Genomic DNA, 15618 nt, shown 5'->3' with positions numbered 1-15618 from the left:
TTATTTAATGAATGATATTTCTGTTTCTCTGACGAATGGATATCGTCTGAATGACAACATTGAAAATATCCTCATTGCGTTAAGTCCCGTTCTTTATAAGGTAAAAATCGTTAAAAAGTATGAGCTGAATCACATAGGTAACTCAATGCTGATATTTTGTGATGATAGTCACTTTAAATAAAAACAATTCATGACCGTTTGAAATAAATTATGTTTCAAACACACAATGAGAATGACCGATTTATCTATTTCCATCACAAACGGTCAACAAGTCTAAATAACAATTATTTAACCCGTAAACTGGGTGTTGACCGTTTAAATATATTGTTTTTTCAAACGGACATTTTATAAAAATAAATCATCATGAGTTTTTATTGGAATGCTGAATAGTCATGACATGGCTCACATTTTTATGTGATTTAGTTTTCACCTGAATTAAATAGGCGAAAGATAACGCCCATACTCACCATCATTAATGATCCTGAGCTCATATCCATTATTGAATTTATTTTATATTTCGGTATCTGCATCCAAAGAGAGGAACAAATGAAGAGAGAAGCACTGGCGCGCGATATTATTAATACTTGTCTGGAAATGACCCGCTTGGGTCTGAATCAAGGAACCGCCGGCAATGTTAGTGTGCGTTATCAAGATGGGTTTCTCATTACGCCGTCCGGAATTGCTTACGACAAGCTCACCGAGTCACACATCGTTTATATCGATGCGGACGGTCATCATGAGGAGGGTAAGGTTCCTTCCAGTGAATGGCGTTTTCATCAGGTGGTCTATCAGACTCGGCCTGATGCTAATGCGGTGGTCCACAACCATTCCGTACATTGCACCGCTGTGTCGATTCTTAACCGCCCCATCCCCGCGATTCATTACATGATTGCCGCCGCTGGGGGCAACGATATTCCCTGTGCCCCTTATGCCACATTTGGCACCAAAGCGCTGTCGGAACATGTTGCTGTGGCAATGAAGCACCGCAAGGCGACGTTACTGCAACACCACGGGCTGATTGCCTGCGAGGAGAATTTGGCGAAAGCGTTGTGGCTGGCCCATGAGGTTGAAGTGCTGGCGACACTGCTACTGGCCATCTTGCCGATTGTTGATGAGGTGCCGGTGCTATCCAAAGAAGAGATCAGCGTGGTGCTGGAGAAATTTAAAACCTACGGCTTGCGCGTCGAAGAGTAAATTTTGGGCTAAACGTGTAAGCCATAGATTAGCTTAGGGTTAAAAATACCGAGGAATCAATCATGAACAGAATGATTTTAAATGAAATGTCGTGGTTTGGTCGGGGGTCATTGGCGGCACTGACCGATGAAGTTGAACGGCGCGGCTATCAAAAAGCGTTAGTGGTGACAGACAAAATGCTGCTCGAGTGTGGCGTTGCGAATCGCCTGCTCGACAGGTTGACGCAAGCGGGCTTGGATTTTGCAGTGTTTGATGCGGTGAAACCCAATCCGACTATCAGCATTGTGCAACAAGGTGTCGCGGCCTTTCGCCACAGTGGGGCTGATTATCTGATAGCGCTGGGTGGCGGCTCACCGCAAGATACCTGTAAAGCGATCGGTATCATCATTAACAACCCTGAATTTGCCGATGTACGCAGTCTGGAAGGGGTCGCTGATACCCGTCAACCTTGCGTGCCGATTCTGGCGATTCCGACTACCGCAGGCACTGCGGCAGAAGTCACCATTAACTATGTGATTACTGACGAAGCGCGGCGGCGTAAGTTTGTTTGCGTCGATCCTCACGCCATTCCCGCCGTCGCGTTTATCGATGCCGACATGATGGACAGCATGCCGCCTGCCCTGAAAGCCGCGACGGGTGTCGATGCGTTGACCCACGCCATTGAAGGTTATCTGACAAAAGGCGCGTGGGAGCTGACAGATGCGTTGCATCTTAAAGCCATCGAAGTGATCAGCCGTTCATTGCGCGCCTCGGTAAAAGGGGAGGCTGCTGCGACAGAAGATATGGCGCTTGGGCAATATATCGCGGGTATGGGTTTTTCCAATGTGGGATTGGGGCTGGTGCATGGTATGGCGCATCCACTGGGGGCGTTTTATAACATGCCTCATGGCGTCGCCAATGCCATTTTATTGCCTTATATCATGCGTTATAACGCGGCCTTTACCGGTGAGCGTTTCCGCTATATCGCCATGGCAATGGGGGTCGAGAATGCCTTGAACTCACCATTGGAACAAATCCGAGAAAACACCATTGAGGCCGTCATCGCCTTAAATCGTGATATCGGCATTCCGTCCTCGTTGAGCGCGGTGGGGATGGTGGCGGATGATATACCGGCACTGGCAGAAGCGGCATTTGCTGATGTTTGTACCGGAGGCAACCCGCGTGATGCAACGGTAGATGACATTAAGGCGCTATATCATCAAGCTTGTTGACTAGAACGGTTATTCATCACAAATCCAGCATAAAGCAGTGAGATAAGGACAATCCTCATTGCTTTATTGATGCCAAACAACACCCACTCCACCCAAAAGGGTTAGGTTCGAATGAGCGGGTGGTATTGTTCATAAATCCTAAATATAACAACTGCTCTAGTGGCACTCTGGCGAAGATGCTCCCCCTCCCGCTGAATTACTCATTTTTTTGAATTAATCGGTGTTTACCCCTGACGGGGAAGCGCCTTTTCTGGAATGCAACCAAGTGGGAATCATTATGAATGAGACCAACGAATCCCGGCTGTTAACGGCAGAAGTCACTCGCCGAAAACTGGTCCAAACAACACTGGTCGGCGGCCTTGCCATGGCAACGGGGGCGTTTTCGCTCCCCTTTAGCCGCACCGCGCAGGCTGTTCAATCCGCCATTAATCCAAACAATGCCAACGATGGCAAAGTGATCTGGAGTGCTTGTACCGTCAACTGTGGTAGCCGTTGTCCGCTGCGCATGCATGTGGTTGATGGCGAAATAAAATACGTCGAAACCGATAATACCGGCGATGATGATTTCGACGGATTGCATCAGGTGCGCGCCTGTTTGCGTGGGCGTTCTATGCGCCGCCGAGTCTATAATCCCGACCGATTGAAATACCCGATGAAACGCATTGGTGCGCGTGGCGAGGGCAAGTTCAAACGAATTTCGTGGGAAGAGGCTTACGACACGCTAGCCGCCAGCATGCAGCACATCATCAAAGAGTATGGTAACGAGGCTATCTATCTGAACTATGGCACGGGGACCTTGGGCGGCACCATGACCCGTTCTTGGCCACCGGGTTCAACGTTAATTGCACGGTTGATGAACTGTTGCGGTGGTTATCTGAATCACTATGGTGATTACAGTACCGCGCAGATTGCCGCCGGTCTGAATTACACCTATGGCGGTTGGGCGGACGGTAATAGCCCGTCCGACATTGAAAACAGCAAGCTGGTGGTGTTGTTCGGTAACAACCCCGGCGAGACGCGTATGAGTGGCGGTGGGGTCACTTATTATCTTGAACAGGCGCGGGAAAAATCCAACGCCAAGATGATTGTGATTGATCCCCGTTATACCGATACCGCCGCAGGCCGTGAAGATGAGTGGATCCCATTGCGGCCCGGTACCGATGCTGCGCTTGCCTCGGCTCTCGCCCATGTGTTGATCAGTGAAAACTTGGTGGATCAACCCTTCCTCGACACTTACTGCGTGGGCTATGACGAGAAAACGTTACCGGAAGGTGTGCCGGCCAATAGCCATTACAAAGCTTATATCTTGGGGCAAGGTGCCGATAAAACGGCCAAGACCCCGCAGTGGGCAGCCAGTATTACCGGTATTCCAGCGGCAAAAATCATTCAGTTGGCGCGGGAAATCGGTTCGGTCAAACCGGCTTATATCGCGCAGGGATGGGGGCCACAGCGCCATTCTAACGGTGAAAATACCAGCCGTGCCATTGCGATGTTGGCTATCTTAACCGGTAACGTAGGGATTAATGGCGGCAACTCCGGTGCCCGTGAAGGCTCTTATGGTTTGCCGTTTGTCCGCATGCCAACATTAGAAAACCCCATCAAAACCAGCATTTCCATGTTCTTGTGGACGGATGCTATCGAACGTGGCCCAGAAATGACGGCGCTACGTGATGGCGTGCAGGGGAAAGATAAGCTGGATGTGCCGATCAAGTTTATCTGGAACTACGCCAGTAACTGCCTGATTAATCAGCATGCTGAAATCAATCGTACCCATGACATTCTGCAAGACGATAAGAAATGCGAAATGATTGTGGTTATTGATAATCATATGACGTCATCGGCCAAATACGCCGATATCATTTTGCCCGATTGTACCGCTTCAGAGCAGATGGATTTTTGCCTTGATGCCTCTAGCGGCAATATGGCGTATGTCATTTTTGCCGATCAGGTGATCGCGCCACGCTTTGAATGTAAAAACATTTATGAAATGACCTCTGAGCTGGCGAAACGCATGGGGGTTGAGCAACAGTTCACCGAAGGGCGCACGCAAGAAGGCTGGTTGCGTCATCTCTATCAGCAGTCGCAGCAAGCCATTCCTGAGTTGCCCTCTTTCGAAGCATTCCGCGAACAAGGTATTTTCAAAAAACGCGATCCGGCAGGGCACCATGTGGCCTATCAAGCCTTCCGCGCCGATCCTATCGCCAATCCGTTAACAACCCCGTCGGGTAAAATCGAGATTTATTCCGCTGCGTTGGCGCAAATTGCCGCGACTTGGGAATTGCCTCCAGACGACGTTATCGATCCGCTGCCAGTGTATGCCGCCGGTTTTGAGAGCTTTGACGATCCCCTTAATCAGCAATATCCATTACAGCTCACCGGCTTCCATTACAAAGCCAGAACCCATTCTACTTACGGCAATGTTGACGTGCTAAAAGCATCCTGCCGGCAAGAAATGTGGATTAACCCGATAGATGCGAGAGAACGTGAGATCAAAAACGGCGATATCGTGCGCATCTTCAATGGGCGTGGTGAAGTGCAGATTAACGCCAAAGTGACGCCCCGCATGATGCCAGGGGTTGTCGCGCTGGGTGAGGGGGCGTGGTACAGCCCCGATGAGAAGCGCATTGATCGGGCGGGCAGCATTAACGTCCTGACCACGCAGCGTCCTTCTCCGTTGGCGAAAGGGAATCCATCCCACACCAACCTCGTTCAAGTTACCAAGGCATAAGGAGCTAACTGATGACGCAATATGGTTTTTACATCGACTCCAGCCGTTGTACAGGGTGCAAAACTTGCGAGCTGGCGTGCAAGGATTTCAAAAACTTATCTACCGATGTCAGTTTCCGGCGTATCTACGAATATGCCGGCGGTGACTGGCAACAGGATAACGGCACATGGCATCAAAATGTGTTCGCTTACTACCTCTCAATTGCTTGCAATCACTGTAGTGATCCGGCCTGCACCAAAGTCTGCCCCAGTGGTGCCATGCATAAACGGGACGATGGATTTGTGGTGGTGAGTGAAGATATTTGCATTGGCTGCCGATACTGTCATATGGCCTGTCCATATGGTGCACCGCAGTATGACGAAACAAAAGGGCATATGACCAAGTGTGACGGCTGCTACGAGCGTGTCGCCGCCGGTAAGAAGCCTATTTGTGTCGATTCATGCCCACTGCGAGCGCTGGATATGGCCCCGATTGATGAGCTGCGAGAAAAATATGGCGAGTTGGCTGAAATTGCACCACTGCCTGCCGCCCATTTTACGCTGCCAAATATCGTCGTGAAACCGAATGCCAATAGCCGCCCGGTGCGTGATACCACCGGTCATTTAGCCAATCCGGAGGAGGTATAACATGGGTATGGGATGGCATGAGTGGCCACTGATGGTCTTTACCGTTTTGGGGCAGTGCGTAGTGGGGGGCTTTATTGTTCTCGGCTTGGCATTGATATTGGGGGATTTGAATCGCGGGCAACAACAGCGATTACATCGCAGTATGTTCGTGTTGTGGGTGCTGATGGCGCTGGCCTTTATTGCCTCGACGCTGCATTTAGGCTCCCCGATGCGCGCGTTCAACTCACTGAATCAAGTGGGGGAATCGGCACTCAGCAATGAGATCGCTGCGGGGTCAGCCTTTTTCGCCATGGCGGGGATTTACTGGTTGTTGGCGGTATTTGGTAAAATGCCCGTCGTGCTCGGCAAGATATGGCTGGTGATCGCGATGATCTTGGGCGTGGTATTTGTTTATGCCATGTGTCGTGTCTATTCCATAGATACGGTGCCAACTTGGGACAATCTCTATACGCCGCTGGGCTTCGCATTAACCACGCTGATTATTGGGCCGATGTTGGGGTATTTACTGCTGCAATGGTCGGGGATTCATGGCTACATGATGCAGCAACTGCCGCTGATCAGTGTATTGGCGGTGATTATCAGTATTGCCAGTGTCATCATGCAGGCAGCAAGTTTGCCGTTGATTTACAGCTCAGTCCAGCAGGCAAGTGAGCTGATCCCCCTGTACGGAACGCTGATGGTTTGGCGATTGGTGTTGTTGGTCTTGGGGCTCGGGTGCTGGATTTGTCCGCTGATCAGAGGGCGCGCGCCAATGACTCTCGGTATGGTCTTTGCCGTGCTGTTGATGATAGCCGGTGAGCTGATTGGTCGTGGTGTGTTTTATGGGCTACATATGACGGTCGGTTTGGCCGTAGGTGGGTAAGTACTCACTGGGGGAATATTTTCCATTCTGGGTTGCATGCTGTGCGCCCAGAATGGTTTTACTGGTGATGGGCTGAATAGGGCATGTTTATCAATCATTTCATTCAAGGTGGTCGTGAGTCATGGGAACGGATTTCAATTACCAACAGATTGCGCTGACGGGGCGGGTACTGGGTGCGCTGTTCTATTGTGAACCCGATAGCCCAGCATGCAGCGAGATTGTAGCGCAGTTACAAGCGGGAGCATGGGTGAGCGAGTGGCCCTATGGCCTCGAAACCGAACTGATGCCTATTGCGGCGCGTTTAGCGCAACTCCTGCCAGAAGAGACATTAGAAGCAGCATGGCAGCGTTTGTTTATCGGCCCCTATGCACTGCCCGCGCCACCTTGGGGGTCGGTCTATCTGGATAAAGAAAATGTGCTGTTTGGTGATTCCACGGTAAAACTGCGCGATTGGATGGCGCAGCAGCAAGTGGAGGTGACTTTGGCGCAGCAAGAACCAGAGGATCATATCGGCTTATTGTTGATGATGGCCGCTTGGCTGGCCGAGCATCAGCCCGCAGATTTGCCCGTTTTACTGGCTGATCACTTGCTCCCTTGGGGGTATCGTTATTTGGCTTTATTGCAAGCCGATGCCAACCACCCGTTTTATCAAGGGCTGGCAGCATTGACGACGTTGACGCTGACGCATTGGCAGCATCAGTTGCAGGTCACGCCAACGGTGGTTGAGTTATATCGGTAGTGCTTTCTTTATTCTTTAAAATCATCTTATTGCTTTATTCGACGGTGATTGACCTAGTGCCAGCAGCGGAGAGAACAAGCGGATCGTAAAGACGCCGTGAATCCGTCCCTGGAGGCTCGAGCCGCGCCATCCTTGGCGCGGACGCTTTACTCTTCCACTTGTCCTCACTGGTCAAGATCCTCATTGGCATTGGTCAGCAGTCTGAGCCAGCTAAGCGTTTTTTCCATCTCAAACTCCCCCATGCTGCCCATCCTCTATTCTCGTTTTTCTTAGACTTCCCCACTCATAGTTGACCAATTTGTGACCGGCTTCTACTTTCCTTGCTCTCAGATTGGACAAGCAGAGCGGGGTTTGTATTATTAGATTGAATATAAATTTAATAGTGAATATATATTCAATGCGGAGAAAAATAATGAAAAATACCCTACTGAAATCCTGTCTTACCGCAGCATTGATCTCAATGGCGGGTGTTGCTGGTGCCGCCAGCAACGGTCTGATCGCCATCATCACCCCCTCACACGATAACCCTTTCTTTAAAGCTGAAGCGGAAGGTGCCAAAGCCAAAGCGACAGAGCTGGGATACACCGTACTGGTGGCTTCTCATGATGACGATGTGAACAAACAGAACCAATTGTTGGAAACGGCTATCGCGCGCAAAGCGAAGGCCATCATTCTCGATAACGCGGGATCTGATGCCACCATCGGGCCATTGAAAAAAGCGAAGGCAGCAGGGATTCCGACTTTCCTGATTGATCGCGAGATCAATGAAACAGGGATTGCGGTTTCACAGATCGTGTCCAACAACTATCAAGGCGCGCAATTGGGCGCAGAGAAATTTGTCACCTTGATGGGCGGCAAAGGCAAATATGTTGAATTGCTGGGTCGTGAATCTGATACCAACGCCCATGTTCGCTCGCAGGGTTATCACGATGTGATTGACGAACATAGCGACATGAAAATGGTCGCCCAACAGACAGCAAACTGGAGCCAAACGGAAGCCTTCAACCGTATGGAGTCCATTTTGCAGGCTAACCCAGATATTACTGGGGTCATTTCCGGCAACGACACCATGGCATTAGGCGCTGAAGCCGCATTAAAAGCTGCGGGCCGTAATGATGTCATCGTGGTCGGTTTTGACGGCAGCGATTATGTCCGTGACTCCATCATCAACAAGGGCAACATCAAAGCGACGGTACTTCAACCAGGTTGGGCACAAGCCCAGATGGCGGTGGTTCAGGCGGATAAATACCTGAAAACCGGTTCAACGGGTCAGGAAGAAAAACAACTGATGGACTGCGTATTGATTGATGAAAACAATGCCAAGAACCTGAATGTCTTTGCGCTGAAAGAGTAATCCTCTGATCGGGTTGACTAAACGCGCGATGTAAAGGCTATGAGGGGCGTCACAGCCCCTCCTGACAGGAGGCAGTATGTGGTTCAGTACCCTATCGAAAGCAGGCGGTTTGTTGGTGATTAGTGCCGCGCTGGTGGCTTGTACTGTGGTGGATTTGGATGAAAACGGCAAACCTATCTTGCCGGTTGATCCCAATGCCGTCGTCAGTGACTACAACCAGCCCTCAGACAAAGTCGCCTCCACTATTTGGGTCAGCAAAGTCATGCCGTTTGCCAACAGCAATGCGCTCAGTTGGCAACAAGTGAAGCAACAAAGCCAGCCAGCAACAGGGAAAAATAGCCAAAGTCATTTTGTTCGCTTCAGCGGGAAAGTGATGGCGGTAGACACAGAAGGGCGGGAAGGAACGATTAAAATCGCGGTTGAAGGCGATGAACAAGCGCTGCAATTGGGGCCAATCGTCAAAGGCAATGCTATCCGCGATGCCTCCACCTTTATCCGCTTCGAAGATTTTAAAAATCAAGTGCAGTACGCGCAGCTTTCCAAGGCGCTCAGTAAGCGCGCTTTGCAGGATGTGCCAAAACCAGATGGCAGTTGGGTGGGCCAGCAAGTTGAGGTCTTGGCGGCGGTAACATTAACCCCTACCGGCCTGAGCAATGCGGTGCCGCTCAGTTTGAATAAGGAGAACCCCTAATGGACCACAGACCTGACATCGTCATGCGTGCTGAGGACATTTCGATGCGTTTTCCCGGCACATTGGCACTCGATTCCGTGAGTTACAACGTTTATCGCGGCAAAGTGAATGTCATCATCGGTGAGAATGGTGCCGGCAAATCGACGCTTATGAAGATCCTCGCAGGGGTGCAGCAACAGACTTCTGGGCAAATCTACCTGAACGGGCAATTAGTGACGATTGCCAATACCCGCGAGGCGGCAGCACTGGGTATCGGTATGGTGCATCAGGAATTAAATTTATCGGAAAACCTGAACGTCGCAGAAAACATCTTTCTAGGGCGCGAGATCCAGCAAGGGCTTAAACCGATTAATCAGGCTGCGCAGGAGTTGATCGCCGAACAATTGATGGTGCGTTTGGATCAGGCCATTTCCCCGAAAGAGATGGTGTCCAACCTGAAGGTGGGCCAGCAGCAATTGATTGAGATTGCCAAGGCGCTGGCAGAGCAAGCGGATATTTTGATTCTGGATGAACCGACCTCTGCGTTGAGTAAAACCGAAGTCGATATTCTGTTTCGGGTGATCCGTGAACTGACTCGGCAAGGGGTTTCCATCGTCTACATTTCGCATCGACTGGAAGAGTTAATGGCGATCGGCGACTACATCACCATCTTACGTGATGGTCGTTTTCAGGCTGAAGCAGCCGTCAAAGACATCGATGTGCCGTGGATTGTGCGCGAAATGTTAGGTAGCGATCCGATATCGAGCTTCCTTCATCCAGACCGGACTTTTGGCGCACCCATGATGGAAGTAGATAACGTCACATTGATCAATGAGTCCGGTAACACGGTGGTGAATCAAGTTTCACTGCAAGTGCGGGCGGGGGAGATTGTCGGTATTTACGGTCTGATGGGGGCGGGGCGCACGGAATTATTTGAATGCTTGCTCGGTACTCAGCAGAACTATCTCGGCACGATCCGGCTCAATGGGACGGCGATTAATGGCAAAACCTCCACCGCAGAGCGTATTCGCTTGGGCATGAGTTTGGTGCCAGAAGACCGCAAAAAAACCGGGATTTTCCCCGTTTCTTCGGTGGCGAATAACCTCACTATTTCCAGCTTGTGGCGTCGGTTAAAGAACCGCTTCGCGATCTGGCAGGAAAGTGAATCGCAAGTGGTGGCGACGGTGATCGGTGACCTCTCAATCAAAGTCTCTTCGCCGGAGGTGGAGATTCAGGCACTCAGTGGCGGCAATCAACAGAAAGTGGTGATTGGCCGTTCGTTACTCACCAGCCCCAATATCTTGCTGCTGGATGAGCCGACGCGAGGGATTGATGTTGGTGCGAAAGCCGATGTGTTTGAAATGATGGTGAAACTCTCTGAGCAGGGGATTGGCATTCTCTTTTCCACCTCAGATCTGAAAGAAATCATGGCGGTATCTGACCGCATTTTGGTGATGTCGAACGGCAAACTGACGGCAAATGTCTCTCGTCAGTTAGCGAATGAATCGGCATTGGTTACGGCAAGCGCACAAGGGTTTGAATGATGAAAGCAACAACTGGTAATGCGTTGGCGAGTCACCAGCCCGGTGGAGCGTCGTGGTCACGGGAAAATATGCTGCTGCTTCTGCTTAAGATGCGCACCTTTATTGCCCTGTTCCTGATTCTTGGTTTCTTCTCGGTGATGGTGCCCGGCTTCTTGGCAACCGGTAGTTTGATCATCATGGTGAAGCATATTGCGATTAATGCCTTCCTCGCGTTGGGCATCACCTTTGTCATTATCACCGCCGGCATCGATCTGTCTATCGGTGCGACCTTGGGGCTATGCGGCATGATTGCTGGCTGGATGATCACCCAAGGCATTGTATTACCGATGTTTGGCATTGCCATCTTCCCCAGTGTTTGGGTCGTGGTACCGGTTGTTTTGGTTATCGGCGCGCTGATTGGCGCGGTCAATGGCTGGATCATCACGCGCTATAACGTTGCCCCGTTTATCTGCACCCTCGGCACCATGTACGTGGTACGCGGCGCGGCGATGTTGATTTCCGGTGGCGAAACCTTCCCCGGTTTACAAGGGAATCCGCAACTGGGAAATACGGGATTTGACTGGCTGGGTTCAGGCACGTTGCTGGGGTTGCCCATTGCCATCTGGATCATGTTCGTGTTGGCACTGGTGATTGCTTATGTGGCACGCCGCCTGCCTTTTGGCCGCCACGTTTATGCCATTGGTGATAACGAACGCGCCGCAGAGCTTTCTGGCGTCAAAGTTCGGCAGGTCAAAGTCTGGGTTTACACCATCTCTGGTTTTTGTGCTGCTATCGCCGGAATCATCGTTTCTGCGCAACTGGTGGCGAGCCATCCCGCCAATGGCAGTGGCTTTGAAATGAACGCCATCGCCGCCGTTGTTCTCGGTGGGACCTCACTCGCAGGGGGCCGTGGCACCATTCTCGGCACGCTGATTGGCGCATTTGTTATCGGTATCTTGGCTGACGGTCTGGTCATGATGGGCGTCAGTGAATTCTGGCAAATGGTCATCAAAGGTATCGTCATCATTGTGGCGGTCATCATCGACCAAATGCAAAACCGCATGCAGCACAAAGCGGCGATCGTCTCACAAAAATCAACCGCAGTGCCGCCCGTGGGTAAGGGGGAGCAGCTAAAAAGTGAATAGGCGGGTCACACATCGGCAGCCATAACGAAAAAGCACAGCAGCAGAAAGTGTACGAACAGCCAGAAATGAACAAATAGCAGCAATGAACAAATAGCAGCAATGAACAAAAAGTAGAACGCATAACGGGCAGACGGGTGATGCCGTGACCTGTAAGGCCACAGAACACTGAAGATGTCATGCCGGAGGGCGTTTCCGGACAGGCTTGATGAAAGCTATTTTTTAGTGCCATCAGGAATAAATATTCGGTAATGAGTAAAAATTCATTGTCGGATGAAAATTAAAGAGAGGTAATGTCATGAATCCGTATTCACTGTCAGTCGATGAGCTGGTGAGAAAGGCGCGCGCTATCCGTCGCCGGATCGTCCTGCTTAATGCGAACAGCCCCGCAGGGGGGCATACCGGTGCTGATCTTTCGCAGGTAGAGATTCTGACCGCACTCTATTTTCGCCTCCTCAATTGCGCCCCTGATCGTCTTGCCGATCCTGAGCGCGATATCTATGTGCAATCTAAAGGCCACGCGGTGGGCGGCTATTACTGCTGTCTGGCTGAAGCAGGCTATTTCCCTGAAGAATGGTTGGCGACTTATCAACACGCCAACTCTCATCTGCCGGGTCATCCGGTCAAACACAAAACGCCGGGCATTGAGCTTAATACCGGTGCATTGGGTCATGGTTTGCCAGTTGCGGTGGGGATTGCGCTGGCGGCCAAGCGTGCCAATAGCAAACGCCGGGTCTTTGTCCTGACCGGTGATGGCGAATTGGCCGAAGGGAGCAACTGGGAGGCCGCGTTAGTCGCTGCTCACTACCAGTTAGATAACCTGATAATCATTAACGATAAAAACAAACTCCAGCTTGCGGGCACCACAAAATCAATCATGAACACCGATCCGCTGGCAGATAAGTGGCAGGCATTTGGCCTACAAGTCACTGAATGTCAGGGCAATGACATGCAATCAGTGGTGGACACGCTGGAAGGGCTACAACAAAACGGTAAACCCAATGTGGTGATTGCTAACACCGAAAAAGGTGCAGGTATCTCCTTTATTCAAGGGCGTGTGGAGTGGCACCACCGGGTGCCAAAAGGTGCTGAAATTGATCTGGCACTGGAGGAATTAAATGATGAGTAACGCAGAACATTTGGCTTCAGTGATGGTGGAGCAGTTTATTAAAGCGGTGGATAACGGTGTCGATCTGGTGCCGGTGGTGGCTGACTCTACCTCGACGGCCAAAATCGGGCCGTTTATCACTCGCTTCCCTGACCGGTTAGTGAACGTGGGTATTGCCGAGCAGGCGATGGTGGGAACGGCAGTGGGGTTATCGATGGGCGGCAAAGTGGCCGTGACCTGTAATGCAGCGCCATTCTTGATTTCACGCGCCAACGAGCAGCTCAAAATTGATGTTTGCTACAACAACAGCAACGTAAAACTGTTTGGCCTTAACTCAGGGGCCAGTTATGGGCCGCTGGCCAGTACTCACCACTGTATCGATGACATTTCTATCTTGCGCGGCTTTGGCAATATCGAAATCTATGCACCTTCTGATCCACAAGAATGTCGCCAGATCATTGATTACGCCATTGCGCATCAGGGGCCGGTCTACATCCGTCTGGACGGTAAAGCACTGCCATCGCTGCATGATGAACACTACCAATTCACACCCGGTCAAATTGATGTTTTACAGCAAGGACAGGATATTGCTCTGGTGGCGATGGGTTCAACAGTGCATGAGGCTGTAAGCGCGGCGGCAGTGCTGGCGGACAACAACGTTTCTGCTGCGGTGGTCAATGTTTCTTCGATTAGGCCGTGTGATACTCAACAGCTATTAGCCATCCTCCAAAACAGCCAGCGGGTGATAACCATCGAAGAGCACAATATCAATGGCGGTGTGGGGAGTCTGGTGGCTGAAGTTCTGGCCGAAGCGGGCTGTGGCATTCCGCTGGTCAGACTCGGTATTCCTGATGGCAGTTATGCAATAGCGGCCGATAGAGCCGATATGCGTGCCTATCATGGTTTTGATACGGCAGGCATTGTCGCGCGTGCTCTGCGGTTTTGCCGAGGAGAGTAATGATGTCGATGCCGATTATTCTGGCGATTGATGAAGGCACCACCAATGCGAAAGCCATCGCGGTAGATACGGCTGGGCAAATTCTGGCGAAATCATCGGTGCCATTACAGTTGGACCATCCCAAACCCGGCTGGGCAGAGCAGGATCCGTTGGCTATCTGGCATGCGGTTGCGCAAGCAATAGAAGGCTGCCTGAGTCAATTAGCGGGGGCGCGGATTGCCGGTGTGGCTATCAGCAATCAGCGCGAATCGGTGCTGATTTGGGAACGTGAAACGGGGATCCCATTAACGCAGGTCGTGAGTTGGCAATGTCGCCGCTCTGAGGCGTTCTGTCAGGCGTTAAGTCAGTTACCTGAAGCGGCCATTATCGCCGAGCGTACTGGCTTGCAGATTGATCCCTTGTTCCCTGCCGCCAAAATCCACGGCCTGCTTGCTGACATCCCACGGGGTGTTGAGCGGGCGGCTCACGGCGAATTGTGCGTCGGGACCATTGATTGCTGGCTGACTTGGCAACTCACGGGGGGGCAAAGTTTCTCTACCGACTTTTCCAATGCGGCGCGTACTCAACTGTTTAATATTCATTTGGGGCAATGGGATCCTGATCTGTTGGCGTTATTTGGTATTCCGAGTCTTTGCTTGCCAGCAGTGTTGCCCTCGGCGGCGATTCACGGACACACCGGAAATACCGGTATTTTCGGTTTACCTCAGGGCGTCCCGATTGTGGCACAAATTGGCGATTCACATGCGGCGCTGTATGGGCAAGGTGGCGACCGCGCCGGTGAAATCAAAGCCACTTATGGCACCGGTTCTTCCTTGATGACGACAATCAAACAAGCCGTCACACAGAATCATGGTCTGAGTACCACCATTGCGTGGCATGACGGTGAGTTACGTTATGCCCTCGAAGGCAATATCACGCATACCGGCTCCGGTGTGGCATGGGTTTCACGCATGCTGGGCATCACCGATTTTGCTCGTCTCACCGACATGGCGCAAAGCCAATCGGGTAATCAAGGGGTTTACTTCGTCCCAGCGTTATCGGGGCTAGGTGCACCTTATTGGGACAGTCAAGCGCGGGGAATGTTTTGTGGCCTGACCGATGCGACGACACCGGCAGTGCTCGCGCGCGCAGGATTAGAATCCATCGCTTATCAAATCGCGGATGTCTTTTTTGCCATGGAGCGGGCAGGGAATCATCGCCTTGAGCGACTGCGAGTCGATGGTGGTGCTACCAGCAACCACTGGCTGATGCAATTTCAAGCCGACTTATTGCAGCGCACATTAATACGCAATCACACCGCAGAAGTGTCCGCGCTGGGAGCGGCTTATTTAGGCGGGAAAACCCTTGGCTGGTGGCAAGACAGCCAGCAACTCGCGGCGCTCCCCCGCGAAGTGGAATACATCGAACCGCGCGCTCAAAGTGCGGAGATGCAAGATAACTATAGCCTCTGGCAAACGGCCATCGCGCGTGCGCGTTTTCAGCCGAAATAACCCACACTAGGAG

13 protein-coding genes are annotated in these 15618 nt (G+C 51.4%); all 13 read left to right on the top strand.

All coding sequences use genetic code 11. The annotated features are described in order from the left end of the window. The first annotated feature begins 546 nt into the window (after window positions 1-546). The 13 genes from BN68_RS09315 to BN68_RS09255 all read left to right on the top strand — a co-directional run bounded on the left by BN68_RS09315 (window position 547) and on the right by BN68_RS09255 (window position 15605). Window positions 547-1194 (top strand): L-fuculose-phosphate aldolase, encoded by a 648-nt coding sequence (locus tag BN68_RS09315; protein ID WP_019210904.1) that lies wholly within the window; start codon window positions 547-549, stop codon window positions 1192-1194. A 62-nt stretch (window positions 1195-1256) separates the two neighbouring features. Next, window positions 1257-2405: a lactaldehyde reductase gene (gene fucO / locus BN68_RS09310; protein ID WP_019210903.1), complete on the top strand. Its 1149-nt coding sequence runs from the start codon at window positions 1257-1259 to the stop codon at window positions 2403-2405. 277 nt (window positions 2406-2682) lie between these two features. Next, window positions 2683-5133, top strand: a complete 2451-nt coding sequence (gene dmsA / locus BN68_RS09305; protein WP_019210902.1) for a dimethylsulfoxide reductase subunit A — start codon at window positions 2683-2685, stop codon at window positions 5131-5133. A gap of 8 nt (window positions 5134-5141) precedes the next feature. After that, window positions 5142-5759 carry a DMSO/selenate family reductase complex B subunit gene (locus BN68_RS09300; protein WP_042806608.1) on the top strand — a complete coding sequence of 206 codons (618 nt, stop codon included), beginning with the start codon at window positions 5142-5144 and terminating at the stop codon, window positions 5757-5759. Between the two features lies 1 nt (window position 5760). Continuing rightward, window positions 5761-6621: a dimethyl sulfoxide reductase anchor subunit family protein gene (locus tag BN68_RS09295; protein WP_019210900.1), complete on the top strand. Its 861-nt coding sequence runs from the start codon at window positions 5761-5763 to the stop codon at window positions 6619-6621. A gap of 121 nt (window positions 6622-6742) precedes the next feature. Continuing rightward, entirely contained in the window at window positions 6743-7360 is a 618-nt protein-coding gene (gene dmsD / locus BN68_RS09290; protein ID WP_019210899.1) for a Tat proofreading chaperone DmsD, read from the top strand. 412 nt (window positions 7361-7772) lie between these two features. Continuing rightward, window positions 7773-8714: a D-ribose ABC transporter substrate-binding protein gene (locus BN68_RS09285; protein ID WP_019210898.1), complete on the top strand. Its 942-nt coding sequence runs from the start codon at window positions 7773-7775 to the stop codon at window positions 8712-8714. Window positions 8715-8790: 76 nt separating this feature from the next. Further along, window positions 8791-9405: a DUF2291 family protein gene (locus BN68_RS09280; protein ID WP_019210897.1), complete on the top strand. Its 615-nt coding sequence runs from the start codon at window positions 8791-8793 to the stop codon at window positions 9403-9405. Then, on the top strand, window positions 9405-10928 hold the full coding sequence (locus BN68_RS09275; protein WP_019210896.1) for a sugar ABC transporter ATP-binding protein: 1524 nt from the start codon (window positions 9405-9407) through the stop codon (window positions 10926-10928). Before BN68_RS09280 ends, BN68_RS09275 begins: the two co-directional genes overlap by 1 nt. Then, complete coding sequence (locus tag BN68_RS09270) at window positions 10928-12052, top strand: ABC transporter permease (RefSeq protein ID WP_019210895.1); 1125 nt, start codon at window positions 10928-10930, stop codon at window positions 12050-12052. Before BN68_RS09275 ends, BN68_RS09270 begins: the two co-directional genes overlap by 1 nt. A gap of 295 nt (window positions 12053-12347) precedes the next feature. After that, window positions 12348-13178 (top strand): transketolase, encoded by an 831-nt coding sequence (locus tag BN68_RS09265; RefSeq protein ID WP_019210894.1) that lies wholly within the window; start codon window positions 12348-12350, stop codon window positions 13176-13178. Continuing rightward, window positions 13171-14115: a transketolase family protein gene (locus BN68_RS09260; RefSeq protein ID WP_019210893.1), complete on the top strand. Its 945-nt coding sequence runs from the start codon at window positions 13171-13173 to the stop codon at window positions 14113-14115. Before BN68_RS09265 ends, BN68_RS09260 begins: the two co-directional genes overlap by 8 nt. Window positions 14116-14117: 2 nt before the next feature. Then, a complete protein-coding gene (locus BN68_RS09255; RefSeq protein WP_042806607.1) occupies window positions 14118-15605 on the top strand; it encodes an FGGY family carbohydrate kinase in 1488 nt (495 codons plus the stop codon). The last annotated feature ends 13 nt before the right edge of the window (window positions 15606-15618 follow it).

The organism is Yersinia massiliensis CCUG 53443 (assembly GCF_000312485.1).
Lineage (GTDB): Bacteria > Pseudomonadota > Gammaproteobacteria > Enterobacterales > Enterobacteriaceae > Yersinia > Yersinia massiliensis.
The sequence above is the reverse complement of the archived record's forward strand: the minus strand, read 5'-3'. Positions and strand labels throughout refer to the sequence as shown.